The 20,267-nt window shown below is 34.4% G+C and carries 17 protein-coding genes; 14 read left to right on the top strand and 3 right to left on the bottom strand.

The window, feature by feature from the left end:
- The first annotated feature begins 163 nt into the window (after positions 1-163).
- From ACEN92_RS13520 to ACEN92_RS13510, 3 genes are all read left to right on the top strand, one after another.
- A complete protein-coding gene (locus ACEN92_RS13520; protein ID WP_495638882.1) occupies positions 164-2,572 on the top strand; it encodes a glycoside hydrolase family 95 protein in 2,409 nt (802 codons plus the stop codon).
- Positions 2,573-2,702: 130 nt separating this feature from the next.
- The gene (locus ACEN92_RS13515) at positions 2,703-3,164 is read left to right on the top strand and encodes a Panacea domain-containing protein (RefSeq protein ID WP_495638881.1); all 462 of its coding nucleotides are present in this window, start codon (positions 2,703-2,705) and stop codon (positions 3,162-3,164) included.
- Between the two features lies 1 nt (position 3,165).
- Positions 3,166-3,531 (top strand): hypothetical protein, encoded by a 366-nt coding sequence (locus ACEN92_RS13510; RefSeq protein WP_495638880.1) that lies wholly within the window; start codon positions 3,166-3,168, stop codon positions 3,529-3,531.
- Between the two features lie 2 nt (positions 3,532-3,533).
- Here the strand turns inward: ACEN92_RS13510 and ACEN92_RS13505 are convergent, their stop codons facing one another.
- On the bottom strand, positions 3,534-4,073 hold the full coding sequence (locus ACEN92_RS13505; RefSeq protein WP_495638879.1) for a CvpA family protein: 540 nt from the start codon (positions 4,071-4,073) through the stop codon (positions 3,534-3,536).
- 264 nt (positions 4,074-4,337) lie between these two features.
- On the opposite strand from ACEN92_RS13505, the gene ACEN92_RS13500 reads away from it, so the two are divergent.
- The 3 genes from ACEN92_RS13500 (at position 4,338) to ACEN92_RS13490 (ending at position 6,332) form a co-directional block, all read left to right on the top strand.
- Positions 4,338-4,694 (top strand): hypothetical protein, encoded by a 357-nt coding sequence (locus ACEN92_RS13500; protein WP_007807156.1) that lies wholly within the window; start codon positions 4,338-4,340, stop codon positions 4,692-4,694.
- 132 nt (positions 4,695-4,826) lie between these two features.
- Entirely contained in the window at positions 4,827-5,846 is a 1,020-nt protein-coding gene (gene pheS, locus ACEN92_RS13495; RefSeq protein ID WP_495638878.1) for a phenylalanine--tRNA ligase subunit alpha, read from the top strand.
- A 78-nt stretch (positions 5,847-5,924) separates the two neighbouring features.
- Complete coding sequence (locus ACEN92_RS13490; RefSeq protein ID WP_495638877.1) at positions 5,925-6,332, top strand: hypothetical protein; 408 nt, start codon at positions 5,925-5,927, stop codon at positions 6,330-6,332.
- Between the two features lie 101 nt (positions 6,333-6,433).
- Here the strand turns inward: ACEN92_RS13490 and ACEN92_RS13485 are convergent, their stop codons facing one another.
- Together ACEN92_RS13485 and ACEN92_RS13480 are read right to left on the bottom strand one after the other, a co-directional pair.
- Positions 6,434-7,003, bottom strand: coding sequence for a 5-formyltetrahydrofolate cyclo-ligase (locus tag ACEN92_RS13485; protein WP_495638876.1), 570 nt, complete (start codon positions 7,001-7,003; stop codon positions 6,434-6,436).
- Positions 6,990-7,970 carry a succinylglutamate desuccinylase/aspartoacylase family protein gene (locus tag ACEN92_RS13480; RefSeq protein ID WP_495638875.1) on the bottom strand — a complete coding sequence of 327 codons (981 nt, stop codon included), beginning with the start codon at positions 7,968-7,970 and terminating at the stop codon, positions 6,990-6,992. The genes ACEN92_RS13485 and ACEN92_RS13480 overlap by 14 nt, the downstream gene beginning before the upstream one ends.
- A 138-nt stretch (positions 7,971-8,108) precedes the next feature.
- On the opposite strand from ACEN92_RS13480, the gene uvrC reads away from it, so the two are divergent.
- From uvrC to pgi, 8 genes are all read left to right on the top strand, one after another.
- Positions 8,109-9,902: an excinuclease ABC subunit UvrC gene (gene uvrC / locus ACEN92_RS13475; RefSeq protein WP_495638874.1), complete on the top strand. Its 1,794-nt coding sequence runs from the start codon at positions 8,109-8,111 to the stop codon at positions 9,900-9,902.
- An 11-nt stretch (positions 9,903-9,913) separates the two neighbouring features.
- The gene (locus ACEN92_RS13470; protein WP_495638873.1) at positions 9,914-12,301 is read left to right on the top strand and encodes a patatin-like phospholipase family protein; all 2,388 of its coding nucleotides are present in this window, start codon (positions 9,914-9,916) and stop codon (positions 12,299-12,301) included.
- Between the two features lie 214 nt (positions 12,302-12,515).
- A complete protein-coding gene (locus ACEN92_RS13465) occupies positions 12,516-13,673 on the top strand; it encodes a homogentisate 1,2-dioxygenase (RefSeq protein ID WP_495638872.1) in 1,158 nt (385 codons plus the stop codon).
- A 165-nt stretch (positions 13,674-13,838) separates the two neighbouring features.
- Entirely contained in the window at positions 13,839-14,999 is a 1,161-nt protein-coding gene (gene hppD / locus ACEN92_RS13460; RefSeq protein ID WP_495638871.1) for a 4-hydroxyphenylpyruvate dioxygenase, read from the top strand.
- A 290-nt stretch (positions 15,000-15,289) separates the two neighbouring features.
- A complete protein-coding gene (locus ACEN92_RS13455; RefSeq protein WP_495638870.1) occupies positions 15,290-16,060 on the top strand; it encodes a DUF3108 domain-containing protein in 771 nt (256 codons plus the stop codon).
- Positions 16,060-17,001, top strand: a complete 942-nt coding sequence (locus ACEN92_RS13450) for a tryptophan 2,3-dioxygenase family protein (protein WP_495638869.1) — start codon at positions 16,060-16,062, stop codon at positions 16,999-17,001. Before ACEN92_RS13455 ends, ACEN92_RS13450 begins: the two co-directional genes overlap by 1 nt.
- A gap of 23 nt (positions 17,002-17,024) precedes the next feature.
- Entirely contained in the window at positions 17,025-18,245 is a 1,221-nt protein-coding gene (locus tag ACEN92_RS13445; RefSeq protein WP_495638868.1) for a peptidoglycan DD-metalloendopeptidase family protein, read from the top strand.
- 123 nt (positions 18,246-18,368) lie between these two features.
- Positions 18,369-20,012 carry a glucose-6-phosphate isomerase gene (gene pgi / locus ACEN92_RS13440; RefSeq protein WP_495638867.1) on the top strand — a complete coding sequence of 548 codons (1,644 nt, stop codon included), beginning with the start codon at positions 18,369-18,371 and terminating at the stop codon, positions 20,010-20,012.
- Positions 20,013-20,267: the final 255 nt, after the last annotated feature.

Below are 20,267 nucleotides of genomic sequence, written 5' to 3'. Positions count from 1 at the left end.
TTGCGCGCCTTTTGTAAATGCGGTCGGGCTATCCACGCTACTTCGGTAGCCGGTTTCAAACGAAGTTCACTGAACTCCTATGAAAATTAAGGTATAGTGAAGTAATCCCTCACGCGACACGATTGTGGGAAAACCAAAAGATAAATAACAAAAACATCAAATCATGCAGTCAAATTCATTTTATAAACTATTTGTCCTTTCCGCCTTCTTCCTCTTTTGCGGAAAAATCACAGCTCAATCCAATCATATTCTTTGGTATGATAAGCCAGCAGAGTTTTTTGAAGAAAGCCTGGTTCTGGGAAATGGCAAGTTAGGCGCAACCGTTTTTGGAGGCGTTAATTCAGATAAAATTTATCTGAACGATGCTACACTCTGGTCAGGAGAACCCGTAAATGCAAATATGAACCCTGAAGCATATAAAAACCTGCCAGCGATTCGTGAAGCATTAAAAAACGAAAATTACAAATTGGCTGAAGAATTAAATAAAAAAATTCAGGGTAAAAACTCCGAATCATTTGCACCTTTAGGAACATTAGAAATAAATAATTCTGAAAAAGGGAAAGCAGTAAATTATCATCGGGAACTGGATATTTCGAATGCGGTATCAAAAGTGAGTTACGAAATGGCCGGCATAAAATATACTCGTGAATATTTTGTCTCAGCTCCGGATCAAATTATGATAATCAAATTGACAAGTGATCAAAAAGGAGCTCTAAATTTTGATATTAATCTAAAGAGTTTACTGAAATCAAATGTTGAAGTTAGGAATAACATTTTGGTAATGACAGGTTCAGCACCAATTCATGAAAATGCCGGATATGCTGTTCTACCAAAATATTTGGATATAAAAGAAAGAGGAACAAGATTTACCACTTTAATCCAAATTAAAAAAACGGACGGGAAAATCACAAATTCCAGAGAATCTTTAACCTTAAAAGATGCGACAGAAGCAATTATTTATGTTTCTGTTGCAACAAGCTTTAATGGTTTTGACAAAAATCCCGCAACTGAAGGTGTAGACGATGTAGCAATTGCATTGCAAAATATGAACAAGGCATTTGCAAAATCATTCGATAAAATAAAAGAATTGCATACAGCTGATTATCAAAAGTTCTACAATCGTGTCACTTTAGATTTAGGAAAAACTGCAGCACCAGATTTACCAACAGATGAACGTTTATTGCGCTATTCAGACGGAAAAGAAGATAAGAATCTGGAGATTCTCTATTTCAATTATGGGCGCTATTTATTGATCAGCAGTTCAAGAACAATGGGAGTTCCTGCAAATTTACAAGGGATTTGGAATCCTCACTTAAATCCGCCATGGAGGAGTAATTATACAATGAATATTAATGTAGAAGAAAATTACTGGCTGGCAGAAAACACCAATCTTTCAGAAATGCATTTGCCACTGTTAAGTTTTATAAAAAATCTTTCGGTTACCGGAAAAGTAACAGCGAAGACTTTTTATGGAGTTGATAAGGGCTGGGCGGCAGGACATAATTCGGATATTTGGGCGATGACCAATCCGGTAGGGCAATTTGGTAAAGAAGAACCTATGTGGGCATGCTGGCCAATGGCTGGTGCCTGGCTGAGCACACACATTTGGGAACATTATGTTTTTACTCAGGATAAAGAATACCTGAAAAAAGAAGGTTATCCGTTGATGAAAGGGGCAGCTGAATTTTGTCTGGGCTGGATGATAACGGATAAAAACGGCAATTTAATTACATCGCCATCAACTTCACCCGAAAATCAATACATTGCTCCAGATGGTTTTGTTGGTGCGACAATGTACGGAGGGACAGCAGATTTGGCAATGATTAGAGAATGTTTCGATAAGACGATAAAAGCATCAAAAATCCTAAATATTGATGCTGATTTCCGAGCAAAATTAGAAACAGCACTTTCGAAATTACATCCCTATCAAGTTGGTAAAAAAGGCAATTTGCAAGAGTGGTATCACGATTGGGAAGATAACGATCCAAGGCACCGTCATCAATCACAATTATTCGGACTTTTTCCCGGCAATCATATCACGCCATTAAAAACACCGGATTTAGCCAATGCATCCAGAAAAACGCTCGAAATAAAAGGAGACCAGACAACAGGCTGGTCAAAAGGCTGGCGTATTAATCTTTGGGCCAGACTTTGGGACGGAAACCATGCTTATAAAATGTTCAGGGAATTGCTTCAGTACGTTGATCCGGACGGAAAGAAAACGGAGAAGCCAAGAAGAGGAGGAGGAACGTATCCTAACTTATTTGATGCACATCCGCCTTTTCAAATTGACGGAAACTTTGGAGGAGCAGCAGCAGTCGCAGAAATGTTAGTGCAATCTGATGAAAACGAAATCAGATTACTCCCTGCTTTACCAGATGCCTGGGAAAGCGGATCTGTAAAAGGAATCTGCGCCAGAGGCGGGTTCGAAATCGCAATGGAATGGAATAACAAAACGCTGAATAAAGTTGTTGTGTCGTCTAAAAAAGGAGGAAAAACAATTTTGATTTACGGCGATACAAAACGTGAAATCACTTTGAAAAAAGGAGAGAAAAAAGAAATAAACTGGTAAAAATAAAACAGAGGCATTAATTTTGATAATGCCTCTGTTTTTTATAAACCAACTCATTAGCAAAACAATAGAGTTCATAATTGTAAAGCAATCTAATTTTATTTAACTTTGAAAAATAATATTTATAATTATGGCATACAATCCAACAACAGTAGCTAATTATTTCATAGAGAAATACTCCAAAACCGGAGATCTTACACCTATGAAAATAATTAAACTAACTTATATTGCTTACGGCTGGTATTTAGCCCTGACAGATAAAAAAGAAAGGTTGATCGATGAAAACCCGATTGCCTGGGATTTTGGGCCTGTTTTTCCTTCTTTGTATTACAGTATAAAGCAATACAAAAAAGAAAAAATTACTGAAAAGATTCCAAATCCTACTAAAAATGAGAAAATTAAAAGCGAAGATGAAAAGTTTTTAGATAGAATATGGGAACTTTACGGAAGGTTTGATGGTGTGTATTTAAGCGCTTTAACACATATAGAAGGAACTCCCTGGAACAAAGTGTATCGTAAGGATTTCAACGCTGTTATTTCTGATGATGCTATTTATGAGCATTATAAAACTAAATTAAAACCAATTTCTTAAGATGTCGGCAGCATTCAACCTAAGTCGTATCTCTATTGAAAATAATGCGTCAATAACGCCGCAGGATATTTCGAATGCGCTTGCGCAAAATCAAATTCTTGAAGACAGGCTGGGGAACGCTAAAGTTGGCAGGTTCTTAGAAGATACAAAATTAAGAAGATATCTCACGTATATTTTCTCCTTCATTATTTTCCTCTGGCTGGCAGCTGTCATCTCAATTTTATATTTCAATGACAATGTATTGCATCTGAATCTTTCAGAAAATGTATTGATCACTTTATTGACAACTTCATCCGTAAATGTGATAGGGATGATGCTTATTATTCTGAAAAATTTATTTCCAAAACCGCTTAACGAAACTGAATAATACTACTCTTTTTCAGAAGGTTTAACTGGTTTTTCAGCATTTGCTTTTTTTAAACTTTCATATCCTTTTTCAATCGAAGGATAAACAAAAGCAGCTACTTTCTTAATCGGGTTATAAAATATAGATTTGTCCAAGGTTTCTTTTTTGGCAAATATATTGTTGAAATTTATTTTTTCAAAAAGGGCAATCACAATACTTAAAATCAGAATTGTTTTCAGAACTCTGAAAAATCCGCCGCCTAACTTATTAATCCAGCCTAAAAATGCAAAATCAGCAATTCCGGTTAAGATTTTTGCCAGAAAATAAACACCAATAACCACTAAAATAAATACCAAAATAAAAGCCACTGCCTGAATTGTATTTGGATTCCAGGAAACATATTTCATGATAATACTTTTCATGAACGATGAAAATTTTATGGCTAAATAAATCCCCAGTAATAACGAAACAAAAGAAGCTATTTCTACAAAAAGACCATTTTTAATGCCTTTGTATAGACTAAAAGCTAAAAGTACACCCAAAATTATATCTAAAAAACTCATATTTTCTGTGGTTTTATTGAGGCGCAAATATAAAAGAATTATCTGCTTTACGTTTGTAAAGTTTTTATTGCCACAGATAAAAGATTTCAATGATTTAATCCGTTTAATCAATATGCTTTTATTCGAAACCTTCGCAAAAGTTTAATTTTAGGTCTTTGGATTTGAAGTTGCTATCTTTGCATGAAATAATTTTAGAATTCAAAATAGAATTGGATTTGAAAAAAATCTAAATCTACCGTCTAAAATTCAAAATCTAAAATCATAATGTCAAGAGATACACAACTAAAAGAGCGCTGGGAAAAGCTCGTCGATATATTATCCAATCAGTTTTCACAAGGAGAAGACCTGGATTTGGATGCCATAATTTACCTGATTGGAGTTCAGGAACTCGGAAAAGTTCATCGTGAATTCAAAAAAGATGAAAAACTGAACTTAATGCATATTGCTATTTGCAGATTATTAGAGCCTTACGGGTTTTATGAATTTGAATATTTTGATGATGAAGGCTGGCCGCATTACAAAGTAAAAGAAGAATTACCGCCTTTAAAAGCAGGAGAACAATCGGTTTTGATGAAAGAAGCAATCGTAAATTATTTTGTAGAAAGAGAACTTATTGAATAAATTTAGATTTTTAGAGTGAAGATTTTAGATTTCAGATTGAAAATATAACAGAAGTTTCGAAATACTTCTCCTGTCTCACAGCTAACGTCTCACTTTTTTGCTTAAATTTGTTCCCTCAATTATGGAAGGAAAATGATAGACAAGATAAAACAACATATAGAGGAAGCTAAAGCCTTTAATGAGAAAAATAAAGAATCCTTAGAGCAGTTCCGTGTTAAATATTTAGGTAGTAAAGGGTTGTTAAAAGAACTTTTTACAGAGTTTAAAAATATTCCAAATGATCAGAAAAAAGATTTTGGACAGGTAATAAATACTTTAAAAGCTGTTGCTGAAGAAAAAGTAAGAATTATTCAGAAAGAGCTGGAAAGTAAAGAAGAAGTTAAAAGTTCATTTGGAGATTTAACACGTGCGCCGGAACCCGTAATTATTGGTTCCCGCCATCCTATTTCGATTGTTAAAAATCAAATTATAGATATTTTTGCCAATATTGGCTTTAATGTTTCCGAAGGTCCGGAAATCGAAGACGACTGGCATAATTTTACTGCCTTGAATTTACCGGAATACCATCCCGCACGCGACATGCAGGATACATTTTTCATTCAGACGAATCCTGATGTGTTATTGCGTACGCATACATCATCTGTCCAGGTACGTTACATGGAAAATCACAAACCGCCGATCCGTACTATTTCTCCGGGACGTGTTTTTCGTAATGAAGCTATTTCGTCACGTTCACACTGTATTTTCCATCAGGTGGAAGGATTGTACATTGACAAAGACGTTTCGTTTGCAGATTTAAAACAAACACTGCTTTATTTTACCAAAGAAATGTTCGGAAAATCTAAAATCCGTTTACGTCCGTCCTATTTTCCTTTTACAGAACCAAGTGCCGAAATTGATATTTACTGGGGTCTGAAAACCGAAACAGATTATCGTATTACAAAAGGAACCGGCTGGTTAGAAATTGGAGGTTGTGGAATGGTAGATCCAAATGTTCTTAAAAACTGTGACATCAATCCTGATGAATTCAATGGATTTGCTTTCGGAATGGGAGTAGAGCGTATTGCAATGTTATTGTATCAAATTGGTGATATTCGTATGTTTTACGAAAATGATGTTCGTTTCCTTGAACAATTTAAATGTAATATATAATTTAAGTTGAATTTCAAAAGTCGAAAGTTTCTAATGTTGGGAATTTTCGACTTTTGAAATTTTTAACTTTTGGCAGATATGAAAAAAGACATAACAATCCCGGAAGTAGAAAACGTATTCCTTGCCGCTGTTCAGGAATGGAGCGACGATTTTATGGAAAAAGTATGGTATGCTTACCTTGTAAACGATAGTGATTTTAATTTAGACAGTGTTATGGTCGTTTCAAAAGCATTTGGAACCATTGACGGCGAAATGAAAAAAACTTCTGTTTTGCGTCATGCATTTGTTGAAGTTCCTGCTGTTTCAGTAGTAAAAATCGAAATGGTCGAAAAAAGTCTTTTGGTTTTGAATAATGAATTTATGGTAACTTTCTTCATCGGAAATACGTTATATGACAAGAAATTTATCTTCAGGTCAAATTTAATCAACGAAAATAATACCGAGGAAGTGCCGATTCTTTTTGTAGAAGGAATTATGGTAAAATAGTTCATTCAAAATATTACTTCGAGCGGAGTCGAGATGCTTGGGAGGTTCTCGACTCCGCTCGAACTGACAATAACAATTAATAAGAAACAAGGAAGAGGTTTTTAAAAAGTATAAATCTTCTCAGGTGTCACACAATAATCCAGTTTTATATCTGATTCAAAAACATCATCAATCTGGTTCACAGCTTCAAAAAAAGACAGACCAATTTTGATTGTTTCGGGTTTGCATTCTGCTAAAAATTTATCGTAAAAACCTTTTCCGTAGCCAATACGATTTCCAAAAATATCAAAAGCCAAAAGCGGTACAAAAACTACTTCAATAGTTTCAGAAGGAACAGCTAATCCGTTTAAAGGCTCTGGGATATTGTATTCGTTTTTCCTGATTTTGGTATTGTCGGTCAATAAAAAATGAGTCATTTCACGGGTTTCAAAATCACTTTTAGAAACCACAATTTCTTTGTCTTTTCCTGAAAGCAGGTGCAAAATAAACTCGGTATTTACTTCTTTTTGTTCTTCAATAGGAAGAAAAACATGATAATATGTTTTATTCCAAATAGGTAATTTGATTAATTGATTCGTTATTTGCAGACTTTTTTCTTCAATATTTTCCTCAGTAAGTTCTTTTCGGAGGTTTTTGTAATGTAATCGCAGTTCTTTTTTATTCGTAGGCATTGTCATCTATATTTTTAGAAATATGGTAAATAGCATCGCCTTCATAAACAATAGGCGAATGATTGGCATTGATAACAAAGCCGTCATGTGGTGCTTTTACTTTTTGCTCAAATTTACCAAAAGGGTCTGTAATAATGGCTAAAATAGTTCCTTTCGTAACAAAGCGGCTGACCATATTGTAATCGTGTAATAATCCGGATTGCTTTGCCCGTAACCAAACAGAGTTCTTAATATAGATAGAAGGGAAATTGGCTTTTTCAACAATATGTTTCGGGTCCAGCATATTAAGGTAATCCAGCAAACGTTTGGCTCCTTTTATGCCTTCATTTGCTACCGGGTCATTAATATCCAATGATTTACCGCCTTCAAAAAGAAGCATTTTGACATTGGCTTTTTCAGAAGTATTTCTAAAAGAACCGTTGATGTTTTTGGAATATAATGTAAACGGAGCATTAAAAACGTCAGCCAGAAGTTTTAATTCAGGATTATTTTCTGTAATTCGAATCTGAGGAGCGTTAAACCGACTTGCACCTCCTGCGTGAAAATCTACTGCATAATCAATAATAGGTAATATCTGATTGGTAATGTGAAATGCAAAACGACTTGCCAGCGAACCTTTTTTACTCCCCGGAAAAACACGGTTCAAATCGCGACCGTCAGGAAATTCCCTTGATTTATTGACAAAACCGTAAATATTGATAATCGGAATACAGATAATAGTTCCTCTTGTTGGGCGATTTAGTTTTTTACTGATGATCTGGCGTACAATTTCTACACCATTTATTTCGTCGCCATGAATTCCGGCAGAGAATAAAACTATTGGTCCGTCAAATTTAGAACGTCGAACGATAATCGGAATATTGAGTTTAGTTGTAGTGTGCAATCTGGCGATTTCTACATTTATCGTTTTGTTTTCTCCAGGCAAAATCGATTCGCCAAAAAGAACCATTGGGGCATTGTTTTTCATGTCGAATTTTAAACAGACTCTAAATATAGAAATTATTCTTTTGATTTCGTAAATTTGAAAAGATTTCAGTGTTAAGCTTTCCGATGTGAATCGGAATGATTTTTGACAAGTCTTTTTATATCTTCAGAAATAAATATAATGCAAATACCGTCTTTAGAACTTCAAATTCAAACCTTGCCGGACAATCCCGGTGTGTATCAGTATTATGATAAGGACGGAAAGATTTTATATGTTGGGAAAGCAAAAAATCTAAAGAAAAGAGTTTCTTCTTATTTTAATAAAATTCACGATACAAGGAAAACGAATGTGCTGGTAAGAAAAATTATTACCATCAAACACATTGTGGTTCCTACTGAAACTGATGCACTTTTATTAGAAAATAACCTGATAAAAACTCTGCAGCCGCGGTATAATGTATTGCTTCGTGATGATAAAAGCTACCCTTGGATCTGCATAAAAAAAGAACCTTTTTCGAGAATATTTTTAACCAGAAGAATGGTGAAAGACGGATCTGAATATTTTGGTCCGTATACCAATTTCAAAATGGTATATACAATTCTGGACTTAATCAAAGAGCTTTATCCGTTAAGAACCTGTAATTATGATTTGAACGAATCAAATATCAGTTCCGGCAAATTTAAAGTATGTCTGGAATATCATATTGGTAATTGCAAAGGACCTTGCGAAGGATTGGAACCATTGGAAGATTATCAAAGACAGGTTGATGCGATTCGCGAAATCCTGAAAGGAAATTTCAAGGAAAGCATGAAAGATTTCAAACGTTTAATGAACAAATATGCACAGGATTTACGATTTGAAGAAGCGCAAAAAATCAAGGAAAAAATAGAAATTCTCGAAAATTACCAATCGAGATCTACGATTGTAAATCCGAAAATCACCAATATCGATGTTTTTTCGATTGTATCTGATGAAAGTGCAGCTTATGTGAACTTTTTACAAATTTCTCACGGCTCGATTATTCGTTCGCATACCATGGAAATCAAGAAAAAACTGGATGAAACAGATGAAGAATTACTCGAATTGGCGATAATCGAACTTCGGGAACGCTTTCAGTTATTATCAAAAGAAGTGATTGTTCCGTTTGAAGTTGATTTGGGAGAAAAGATAAAAGTTACCGTTCCGCAATTGGGTGATAAAAAACAAATTCTGGATTTGTCTATCAGGAACGCCAAATACTACAGAATCGAACAATTGAAACAATTACAAATTGTAGATCCAGACAGGCACGTCAATCGTATCATGACACAAATGCAAAAAGACCTGCGTTTGCCAACAGAACCGCGCCATATCGAGTGTTTTGATAACTCCAATATTCAGGGAACCAATCCTGTGGCGGCCTGTGTAGTTTTTAAAGACGGAAAACCAAGCAAGAAAGATTATCGGCATTTTAATGTAAAAACGGTTATCGGTCCTGACGATTTTGCTTCGATGACCGAGATTGTGTATCGTCGTTACAAACGATTATTGGATGAAAACGAACCGCTTCCGCAACTGATTATTATTGACGGTGGAAAAGGACAATTATCAGCAGCCTTAAAAAGTATTGACGAGTTAGGATTGCGAGGTAAAATTGCCATAATCGGAATCGCAAAACGTCTCGAAGAGCTTTTTTATCCAGGCGATTCGATTCCGTTGTATCTGGATAAAAAATCCGAAACGTTAAAAGTAATCCAGCAATTACGAAACGAAGCCCATCGATTTGGAATCACTTTTCATCGTGATAAACGAAGCAAAGCTGCCCTCAATTCGTCTGTAGAAAGTATTCCCGGAATTGGCGAAAAAACAATGCTCACATTAATACAACATTTCAAAAGTGTTAAAAGATTAAAGTTGGCTTCAGAAAAAGAAATATCTGATGTTGTAGGGATATCAAAAGCCAAAAAAATTGTCGACTTTTACAAAACAAATTAGTTTTTATTTTTATGTGCCCAATCCAGTTGTCCATTTCAAATACCCGGTCAAAACGATTTTTTTCTATTCCAAAAAAAGGAGCTTCTAGGGTCGCTCTTTTTTTGCAGGAAAAAATATCATTTTGTCTCTCGCAGTTTTTCATTTCCATCCGGGACATACAGTTGGTTCTTTTTGCACTTCTGTTTTTTAATTCGCAAAACTCTTTTTCACAGGAAAATAATCAAAAAGTAAATCAGGACAATATAAAAAAAAGACCAAAAATAGGGTTGGTCTTAAGCGGCGGCGGAGCAAAAGGATTTGCACATATTGGTGTTCTAAAAGTAATTGAACAGGCAGGAATAAAAATAGATTATATTGGAGGAACCAGTATGGGAGCTGTCGTTGGCGGGCTTTATGCTTCAGGTTACAATGCTTCTCAAATCGATTCCATATTCACAAAAACCAATTTTGATGAATTAATAAACGATTATATTCCAAGGGCTTCCAAGAATTTTTACGGCAAAAAAAATGATGAGTTATATGCTTTGGTTCTGCCTTTCAGTAATTTCAGGATCGGAATTCCCGAAGCACTCTCAAAAGGAATGTATAATTATAATTTATTGAGCAGCCTCACGCGTAATGTGAGACATGTCAGGGATTTTAATCAGCTTCCAACACCTTTTTTATGTATCGGTACGGATATTGAAACAGGTGATGAGGTTTTGCTTAATAAAGGTAATTTAGCGCAGGCCATGGTTGCCAGTGCTGCTTTTCCATCCTTATTTTCACCTGTTGAAGTAGATGGTAAATTAATTGTAGATGGTGGCGTAGTCAATAATTATCCCATAAAAGAAGTCCGTGACTTAGGAGCTGATATCATTATTGGAGTCGACGTACAGGATGATTTACTCGATCGCAGAAATCTTAAAAATGCTACGCGTATATTGGTTCAGATAACGAATCTTCAGTCTATCGAAAAAATGAAGAAAAAAGTTAAAGATACAGATGTTTACATAAAACCGGATATTAGCAACTACAGAGTCATTTCATTTGACAAAGGAGAAGAAATCATTCGTAAAGGTGAAGATGCTGCGTTTGGGGTTTATGAGAAAATAAAAGCACTTGCTGACGAAAATAATTTTTATAAAAAGCCAAAATTAAAAATTGGTTCTGATAATACACTTCATATTGAAAATATAAACAATGAAAAATTAGACAATTTTACAAAAGAATACATCAACGGAAAGCTTCGTTTTAAACCGGGAAGTACCATTACATACGATGATCTGAAAACCGGAATAAATAATATAAATGCTACTCAAAACTTTAGCGCCATATCTTATTGTTTACAGCCTAATGGAAATAAGGACGATCTTGATTTAGTATTAAAAGAAAACCCGACGCAAACGTATTTAAAACTGGGTTTGCATTATGACGGACTTTATAAAAGTGCTGTTTTGATAAATCTTACACATAAAAAAACATTTCTAAAAAATGATAATACATCACTGGATATTATTTTAGGAGATAATTTCAGATATGATTTAAATTATTATGTCGAAAACGGATTTAATATCAGTTTTGGTTTCCGTTCAAGATTAAATCAGTTCAATCGAAATATTTCTGATGCTATTTCTGATAATATTGGTAATAATCCATCACAAGATCCAAATATCAACTTAATTAATGTTGACTTTATGGATATCTCGAATCAGGCTTATTTCCAGACCATATTTGTTCAGAAGTTTTTAATGGGTGGTGGTGTAGATTATGAATACTTGAAAATAAAATCACCGACTCTTGCCAATACTGACCCTGTGATTGATAAAAGCGATTATTTAAGTCTTTTTGGGTATCTGAAATATGATTCTTTCGATAGTAAATATTTTCCGAATTCGGGTGTGTTTTTTTCATCAGATATTAAAAGCTATTTGACCTCTTCAGATTATACTAATGCTTTTGAACCATTTACGACTATGAAAGCGGAAATTGGTTTTGTTAAAACATTCTTTAAAAAAGCAACTTTTAAATTTGAAACTCAGGCGGGAGCAACAATTGGAAACAAAGGCGTAAACTTTTTTAATTATATTTTAGGAGGATATGGTTATAATAAAATAAACAACTTTGATTATTTTTATGGCTATGATTTTCTAAGTATTGCCGGCAATAGTTTTATTAAATCCGGTATTGTTTTGGATTACGAAATCTTTAGAAAAAACCATGTTAACTTTTCGGCCAATTATGCTAATTTGGGCGATGATATTTTTAGCACAGTCGATTGGATACAAATGCCTAAATATTCCGGTTATGCCGTGGGTTATGGTTTAGAAACAATTATTGGTCCTATTGAAGTAAAATATTCATGGTCGCCGGAAAATCCAAAAGGCTATACGTGGTTTAGTATCGGATTTTTGTTTTAATTTGTAATTAACTCAATAAAAATTACGATATTTGTTATAATGAAAACAAAATGGACAGGTTTATTAGAGTATCTTCAATTCCTCATCAAGAGAAATCCTGAGTAAGCTATCGAATTGAGATGATTAGTCATTCTTAGAAATGAGCTGATTATCTGTTCACACAATTCACAATTTTCGAATTATCTAATTTACAAATTATCTAAATTGAAAAGCCATGCCATTATATCACAAACTCGGAAACTTTCCTCAAAAAAGACACACCCAATTCGAAAAACCTAACGGAGGTTTTTACTACGAACAATTGTTTGGTACCGAAGGTTTTCACGGGCATTCGTCATTGTCCTATCATATTCACAGACCAACGCAGGTTAAAGAAATTTTAAATTCCTATTCGGTTGAACCCAAAATTGCAATCGGAAAAAATATAAAATCATTATTATTTAAAGGTTTTGAATTAAAACCGGAGAATGACTTTTTAGAAAGCCGCAAAGCTATGCTGGTCAATAAAGACTGTATCATTGGTTTGGCAGCCCCAAAAGAATCACTTACTAAATATTTCTACAAAAATGCCGATGCCGATGAAATGCTTTTCATCCATAAAGGAAAAGGAAAATTAAGAACCATGTTAGGGAATATCCCTTTTGAATATGGTGATTATCTAATTATTCCAAGAGGCATCATTTACCAAATTGAATTCGACACCGAAGAAAATCGACTTTTTTATGTCGAATCTTATTCTCCTTTTTACACTCCAAAACGTTATAAAAACCAATCTGGGCAACATTTAGAACATTCACCATTTTGCGAACGCGATTTTATTCTGCCAAACGAATTGGAAACGCATGACGAAAAAGGCGATTTTTTAATTAAAATCAAAAAAGATGGCATGATTCACGAAGTCGTTTATGCTACGCATCCTTTTGATGTAGTGGGCTGGGACGGCTACAATTTTCCGTACGGATTCTCCATTCACAATTTCGAACCTATAACAGGACGTGTTCACCAGCCGCCTCCGGTACATCAAACTTTTGAAACGGCAACTTTTGTCGTTTGCTCATTCTGCCCGCGACTTTACGATTATCATCCAAAAGCAATTCCGGCACCATACAATCACAGTAATATAGACAGCGACGAAGTTTTGTATTATGTTGATGGCGATTTTATGAGCCGAAACAATATCGAGCAGGGTCATATCACTTTGCATCCAAAAGGCATTCCGCATGGTCCCGCACCCGGTGCGATGGAACGCAGTATTGGTCACAAAGAAACACAGGAATTAGCTGTTATGGTGGATACTTTCAGACCGCTTATGGTTACTGAAGAAGCAATGGGATTAGATGATGGTCAGTATTACAAGTCCTGGACGGAGTAATCTCCATTTACAATATAATTAGAAGCTATTCCTGCTGTACACTATATCTTTTATGGCGAACCCCGCCACAAAAGGATGACGTTTCCATCAGGGCTAAAAAATCAAAATTCAAAACAACAATTCGGTTCATCAAAAAACGATTAATCGATTAAACAAATAAACATTATGTCAAAAGAAGTAAAATCAGTAGAATACGGATTAGAAAAAATCTTCGAAGGAGCACAGGATTTCCTTCCATTATTAGGAACAGATTATGTAGAATTCTACGTAGGAAACGCAAAACAATCGGCACATTATTACAAAACCGCTTTTGGATATCAGTCACTGGCATACGCCGGATTAGAAACCGGAGTTAGGGACAAGGCATCTTATGTTTTGAAGCAGGATAAAATCAGAATTGTTCTGACAACTCCATTAACGCAGGATTCTCCAATTCATGCACATCTTCAAAAACATGGAGACGGTGTAAAAGTTGCAGCACTTTGGGTAGAAGATGCCAGGAGCGCTTATGAAGAAACTATGAAACGCGGCGCCCGTTCTTTTATGGAGCCAACTGTAGAATCAGATGAATTTGGAGAAGTAGTTCGTTCAGGAATTTACACTTACGGAGAGACCGTTCATATTTTTGTCGAAAGAAAAAATTACAACGGAGTTTTCCTGCCAGGTTACAAAGAATGGAAGTCAGACTATAATCCAGCGCCAACGGGATTGAAATATATCGACCACATGGTAGGAAATGTGGGCTGGAACGAAATGAATATCTGGGTAAAATTCTATGAAGAAGTTATGGGATTCGTGAATTTCTTATCTTTTGATGACAAACAAATCAATACTGAATATTCAGCTTTGATGAGTAAGGTAATGTCAAACGGAAACGGAAGAATCAAATTCCCGATTAACGAACCTGCAGAGGGAAAGAAAAAATCTCAAATCGAAGAATATTTAGATTTTTATGGCGGGCCCGGGATTCAGCATATTGCTATTGCAACAGATGATATCATCAAAACAGTTTCAGAACTAAAAGCCAGAGGTGTCGAATTTTTATCACCACCACCACATACTTACTATCAGGCGATTCCTGAAAGATTGGGTGTTCATATGGATGTGATGAAGGAAGATTTAAACGAAATTGAAAAATTAGCCATCATGGTTGATGCTGATGAAGATGGGTACTTATTACAGATATTTACGAAGCCGGTTCAGGACAGACCAACACTTTTTTTTGAAATTATTCAAAGAATGGGGGCAAAAGGGTTCGGGGCAGGTAACTTTAAAGCCCTTTTTGAGTCGATTGAAAGAGAGCAGGAATTAAGAGGAACATTATAAATTATTTAAATTTTAAGATATGTAGAGAAATTCTCTGTAAAATGATGGTTTTTATGCAAATGTTTTGTTAAACTCGATCATTTGTATTTCTTTTTTGCACTTTCTGTATATCTTTGCACTCGCAAATCAAGAAGGGGTGGTTTCCTTCTGAATTGATATAAATTTTCATAATTTATAGTTTTTTGGTTAGTTAATAGCATAAAAACTCAGTCATTATTTGACTGAGTTTTTTTGTTTTGGTACATTTGGAATAAAATTTGTTTATAATCTAATAAACAGACAGATATATTATGAAAAAAATTATTCTCTACATATTCATTCTCTCCACATTCAGTTTCGATAGTTTCAAAGAAGATTCGTTTGGTGTTGGGGAATATATTAAGTTCAGGATTCATTATGGTATTGTAAATGCAGGTTATGCTACTCTGGAAGTAAAAGATGCAACAATAAATAACAAAAAAGTATTTCATGCAGTGGGTAAAGGTTATACAACCGGAATGTCCAGATTTTTCTTCAAGGTTGAAGATTTATACGAAAGCTATTTTGATAAAGAAACCGGTGAACCATACCGATATGTTCGAAAAATAAATGAAGGCGGATATACCAAAAACCAGGAAGGGTTTTTTAATCAGAAAGAAAACAGGATTTTGGTAAAGGATTACAAACATAAATCTGAAAAAACAATTGTTCTTACAAATAATGTACAGGATATTCTTTCTTCATTTTATTATTTGAGAAATCATCCTAATATTGATAAGCTTCAACCTGGCGAAGCAATTACAATTGATATGTTCTTTGATGAGGAAATCACAAAATTTAAGTTAAAATATATAGGACGTCAGGATATTACAACTAAATTTGGCACCGTTTCTACAATGGTTTTTAAACCTTTAGTACAAGCCGGACGGGTTTTTAAAGAGAAAGAAAGTGTAACACTTTGGATAACAGCAGATGATAATAAAGTCCCGGTTCGAATAAAAGCTGATTTGGCAGTTGGCTCACTGAAAGCTGATATTGATGAATATAAAGGATTGAAAAGTCCACTTAAAGTAAAAAAATAATGAATACCACAGATAATTCTGAATCAATACTGAAAGAAATTGATCTTAAGTTTAAAGCTATAAATCAAAAAACAGAGGTGCAGCTTGAAGGGTTGCTTTGGTCAAAACCAATAACATATTGGGATTATATACAAACCGATGCGCTTTTAAATTTGCAGATTCAGCGTACCACACTTCCTGATGAAATGGTATTTATTATGTATCATCAGGTAAATGAGCTGATTTTTAAAATGATTTTGTGGGAAATCGATCAAATCGCTGATAATGAGAATATTCAAACCTATTTTTTTAGTGAAAGGCTTTCAAGAATTACCCGTTATTTTGATATGCTGACCAATTCTTTCAGTATTATGGAGAACGGAATGGAAGTAGACCAATATATGAAATTCAGGAATACCTTAACTCCTGCAAGTGGTTTTCAAAGCGCACAATACAGATTAATTGAATTTGCTTCGACAGATGTTATTAACCTGACAGACAAAAGATATAAAGCTGATTTTGATGAAAACACTGATTTAGAAACAAGTTTTGAGCATTTATACTGGCAGGCTGCGGGAAAAGATTATCAAACAGGTCAAAAATCATATTTATTGCAGGAATTTGAAAAGAAATACAAGGATCAATTCTTACGACAAATGTCAGATTTTAAGACTAAAAATATTTGGCAAAAATTCACGCAATTACCGGAACAGGACCAAAAAAATCCTGATTTGATTATGGCTATGCGTCATTACGATCATACAGTAAATATTACCTGGGTAATGCAGCACTTAAATACGGCCATAAAATACATTCTGGAAAGTGGAAAAGGAAATGGTGAAGCTACAGGTGGAAGTGACTGGCAAAAATATATGCATCCAAAATACCAAAGACGCATCTTTTTTCCTAAATTGTGGACCGAAGAAGAATTGTCCAATTGGGGAAACGAAACCACCGTTTAATTTTCCAGTAAAAAATTAAAAGTTTGAAAAAAGCAATCGTAATTTTAATAGTATTGTTTTCAATATTTTCATGTAAAAAAACGGAAGAAAAAGTTGAAATCAAAATTGTCAAACCGAAGACTAAAAAAATAGAATTTGGCTTTAATTACGCTGATTTTAATGTGGTTCTGGATACTGTAAAAAAAGGAGATTCTTTTGGGTCAATAATCCAGGGTCAAAATATTGGAAACAAACAGGTTTATGATATTGTTAATCAGGTAAAAAATTCTTTTAACGTAAGGATTATTCGATATAATAAACCTTATACGATTCTTAGATCAAAAAATAAAACCAATAAACTGCAGGTTTTTATTTATCAGCCTGATGCACTTACTTATTATGTTATAGATTTTAGGGACAGTCTTGCAACGGCTTACAAAAAAGTAAAACCGGTTACTTTAAAGCGGAAAATAATAGGTGGGGTTTTAAAAAGCTCACTTTCTGAAACGTTAGGAAACAACAGTGTTGAAGCAGCTCTTGCAAACAGGATTACCAAAGTATTTTCGTGGTCTATCGATTTCTTTAAACTTAAAAAAGGAGATCGTTACGGATTAATTTTTACCGAGCGTTTTATAAATGGTAAAACTTATGATGGCGTTGAGGAGCTTGAAGCTGCATTTTTTGAATATAAAGGAAAAATTATATATGCTTTTCCATTCGAGAAAGATACAAAATCCGGTAAAATAGAATATTATGATGATGAAGGGAAAACGCTGAAAAACTTTTTCTTAAAATCACCGATTAAATTCAGCCGAATCACATCGAGATTTACGATGAACAGATTTCATCCTGTGCAGCACACCTGGAAAGCACACAAAGGAACTGATTATGCTGCGCCAACCGGAACACCAATTTCAACTACCGCTTCGGGAGTTGTAGAAGCAACCGGATATACTGCAGGAAACGGAAACTTTGTAAAAGTAAAACATAACAGCACCTATTCTACGCAATATTTGCATATGTCCAGAATTTTGGTTCGTCGTGGCCAGCGTGTTACCCAAGGACAAAAAATAGGATTAGTCGGCAGTACCGGATTAGCTTCGGGACCACATGTTTGCTATCGCTTCTGGAAAAACGGAATTCAGGTAGATGCGCTTCGTCTCAATTTACCAACCGGAGAATCTTTAACCGGCAGTGATAAGAATCGTTTCGAAAACCAAATGGAACCCTTAAAAAGAGAATTGGATAGTATTGGGAATTTGTAGAGTTATTTTAATTACAACGATTTCTTTAATAACTTCTTGTTACATAATTGGCAATCAGTAAGCTGTTAAAACTAATTTCAGTATTTTTGTATTTCAAAAAACAAAAAACAATATTAGAAAAAAATGGCTTTAAACACAACAAACCCAACCGGGACTGAAGCGTGGAAAAATCTGCAAAACCACTATAATGCAATTCACACAACTACGATACAGGAATTATTTCAACAGGACAATGCCCGTGTTGAAAAATTCAATTTGCAATGGAATGACTTTTTAGTAGATTATTCTAAAAATAATATCAGTGAGGAAACTATTTCACTTTTATTAGAATTAGCAAATTCTATTGGATTAAAAAGTGCTATTTCTGATTATTTTGGCGGAGAAATCATCAACCAGACAGAAAACAGGGCTGTTTTACACACTGCTTTACGCGCTCCTGAATCGGCAGTTATAAAAGTAGATGGAGAGAATGTAATCCCCGAAGTTTATGAAGTAAAAAACAAAATTAAAAATTTCACAAACGAAGTCATTTCGGGAGAAAGAAAGGGTTTTACAGGAAAAGCTTTTACAGACATTGTTAATATTGGTATTGGAGGTTCAGACCTTGGACCCGTTATGGCTGTTGAAGCATTGCAATTTTACAAGAATCATCTAAATGTACATTTTGTTTCGAATGTTGACGGTGACCACGTAAATGAGGTAATCAAAAAATTAAATCCCGAAACGACACTTTTCTTAATCGTTTCAAAAACATTTACGACTCAGGAAACATTAACAAATTCTGAAACAATCAAAGAATGGTTTCTGAAATCTGCAACTCAGGAAGATATTGCAAAACATTTCGTAGCAGTTTCGACTAATATCCAAAAAGTAACCGAATTCGGAATTGATCCTGAAAACGTTTTTCCGATGTGGGATTGGGTTGGAGGAAGATTCTCATTATGGAGTGCTGTTGGTTTGAGTATTGCATTGGCCATTGGTTTTGATAATTATAATGATTTATTGAAAGGTGCTAATGAAATGGATGAGCATTTCAAATCGGCAGAATTTGATCAAAATATTCCGGTAACTCTGGCTTTATTGAGTGTTTGGTACAATAATTTCTTTGGTGCCGAAAGCGAAGCTTTGATTCCGTATACACAATATTTACAAAAATTGGCTCCTTATTTGCAGCAGGCAACTATGGAAAGTAACGGAAAGAGTGTTGGTCGTGACGGAAAACCGGTTAACTATCAAACCGGAACTATTATTTGGGGAGAACCCGGAACAAATTCGCAGCATGCATTTTTTCAATTGATCCACCAGGGAACAAAATTGATTCCCACAGATTTTATCGGATTCGTAAAATCACTATACGGAAATGATGATCATCATGATAAGTTAATGTCAAACTTTTTTGCCCAGACAGAAGCTTTGATGAACGGAAAAACTGCAGCTCAGGTTCAGGCTGAATTTGACAAACAAGGATTATCTGCTGAAAAAGCGTCTTATTTATTGCCTTTTAAAGTTTTTACAGGAAACAAACCAACCAATACAATCCTGATTCAGAAATTGACTCCTAAAAGTTTAGGATCTTTAATAGCGTTGTATGAGCACAAGATCTTTGTTCAGGGGATTATCTGGAATATCTTCAGTTATGATCAATGGGGAGTAGAGTTAGGGAAGCAATTAGCCAATTCTATTTTAGAAGAGATAAATACAAAAACAGTAAAAAATCATGATAGTTCGACGTCATTTTTATTGAACTATTTTTTAAGAAATAAATAAAATATTTAGTTTTTATTTGATTAACTGCAAACGCCTTAATTTGATAAGATTAAGGCGTTTTTTCGTATAAAAACACTCCATAAATACCTGGAATGTATCATTTTTGAAGGTTTTGGCCTGTGCAGCTATTCTGATTATTGTGATTTTAACAAATTTAAGGGGGTAAAATTTAAAAAATGATTGTTTTCCTTAAACAAAAAAGTAAAAAACGTTTTAATGCGCAGTACAATAAATAAAACTTGCTTTTCTTAACAT

The organism is Flavobacterium sp. Flavsp81 (genome assembly GCF_059491325.1).
The sequence above is the reverse complement of the archived record's forward strand: the minus strand, read 5'-3'. Positions and strand labels throughout refer to the sequence as shown.

Bases quoted from the DNA above. Each gene is read 5' to 3' on its own strand.
- ACEN92_RS13520 (WP_495638882.1), top strand. From the start codon at position 164: ATGCAGTCAAATTCATTTTATAAACTATTTGTCCTTTCCGCCTTCTTC.
- ACEN92_RS13515 (WP_495638881.1), top strand. From the start codon at position 2,703: ATGGCATACAATCCAACAACAGTAGCTAATTATTTCATAGAGAAATAC.
- ACEN92_RS13510 (WP_495638880.1), top strand. From the start codon at position 3,166: ATGTCGGCAGCATTCAACCTAAGTCGTATCTCTATTGAAAATAATGCG.
- ACEN92_RS13505 (WP_495638879.1), bottom strand. From the start codon at position 4,073: ATGAGTTTTTTAGATATAATTTTGGGTGTACTTTTAGCTTTTAGTCTA.
- ACEN92_RS13500 (WP_007807156.1), top strand. From the start codon at position 4,338: ATGTCAAGAGATACACAACTAAAAGAGCGCTGGGAAAAGCTCGTCGAT.
- pheS (WP_495638878.1), top strand. From the start codon at position 4,827: ATGATAGACAAGATAAAACAACATATAGAGGAAGCTAAAGCCTTTAAT.
- ACEN92_RS13490 (WP_495638877.1), top strand. From the start codon at position 5,925: ATGAAAAAAGACATAACAATCCCGGAAGTAGAAAACGTATTCCTTGCC.
- ACEN92_RS13485 (WP_495638876.1), bottom strand. From the start codon at position 7,003: ATGCCTACGAATAAAAAAGAACTGCGATTACATTACAAAAACCTCCGA.
- ACEN92_RS13480 (WP_495638875.1), bottom strand. From the start codon at position 7,970: ATGAAAAACAATGCCCCAATGGTTCTTTTTGGCGAATCGATTTTGCCT.
- uvrC (WP_495638874.1), top strand. From the start codon at position 8,109: ATGCAAATACCGTCTTTAGAACTTCAAATTCAAACCTTGCCGGACAAT.
- ACEN92_RS13470 (WP_495638873.1), top strand. From the start codon at position 9,914: ATGTGCCCAATCCAGTTGTCCATTTCAAATACCCGGTCAAAACGATTT.
- ACEN92_RS13465 (WP_495638872.1), top strand. From the start codon at position 12,516: ATGCCATTATATCACAAACTCGGAAACTTTCCTCAAAAAAGACACACC.
- hppD (WP_495638871.1), top strand. From the start codon at position 13,839: ATGTCAAAAGAAGTAAAATCAGTAGAATACGGATTAGAAAAAATCTTC.
- ACEN92_RS13455 (WP_495638870.1), top strand. From the start codon at position 15,290: ATGAAAAAAATTATTCTCTACATATTCATTCTCTCCACATTCAGTTTC.
- ACEN92_RS13450 (WP_495638869.1), top strand. From the start codon at position 16,060: ATGAATACCACAGATAATTCTGAATCAATACTGAAAGAAATTGATCTT.
- pgi (WP_495638867.1), top strand. From the start codon at position 18,369: ATGGCTTTAAACACAACAAACCCAACCGGGACTGAAGCGTGGAAAAAT.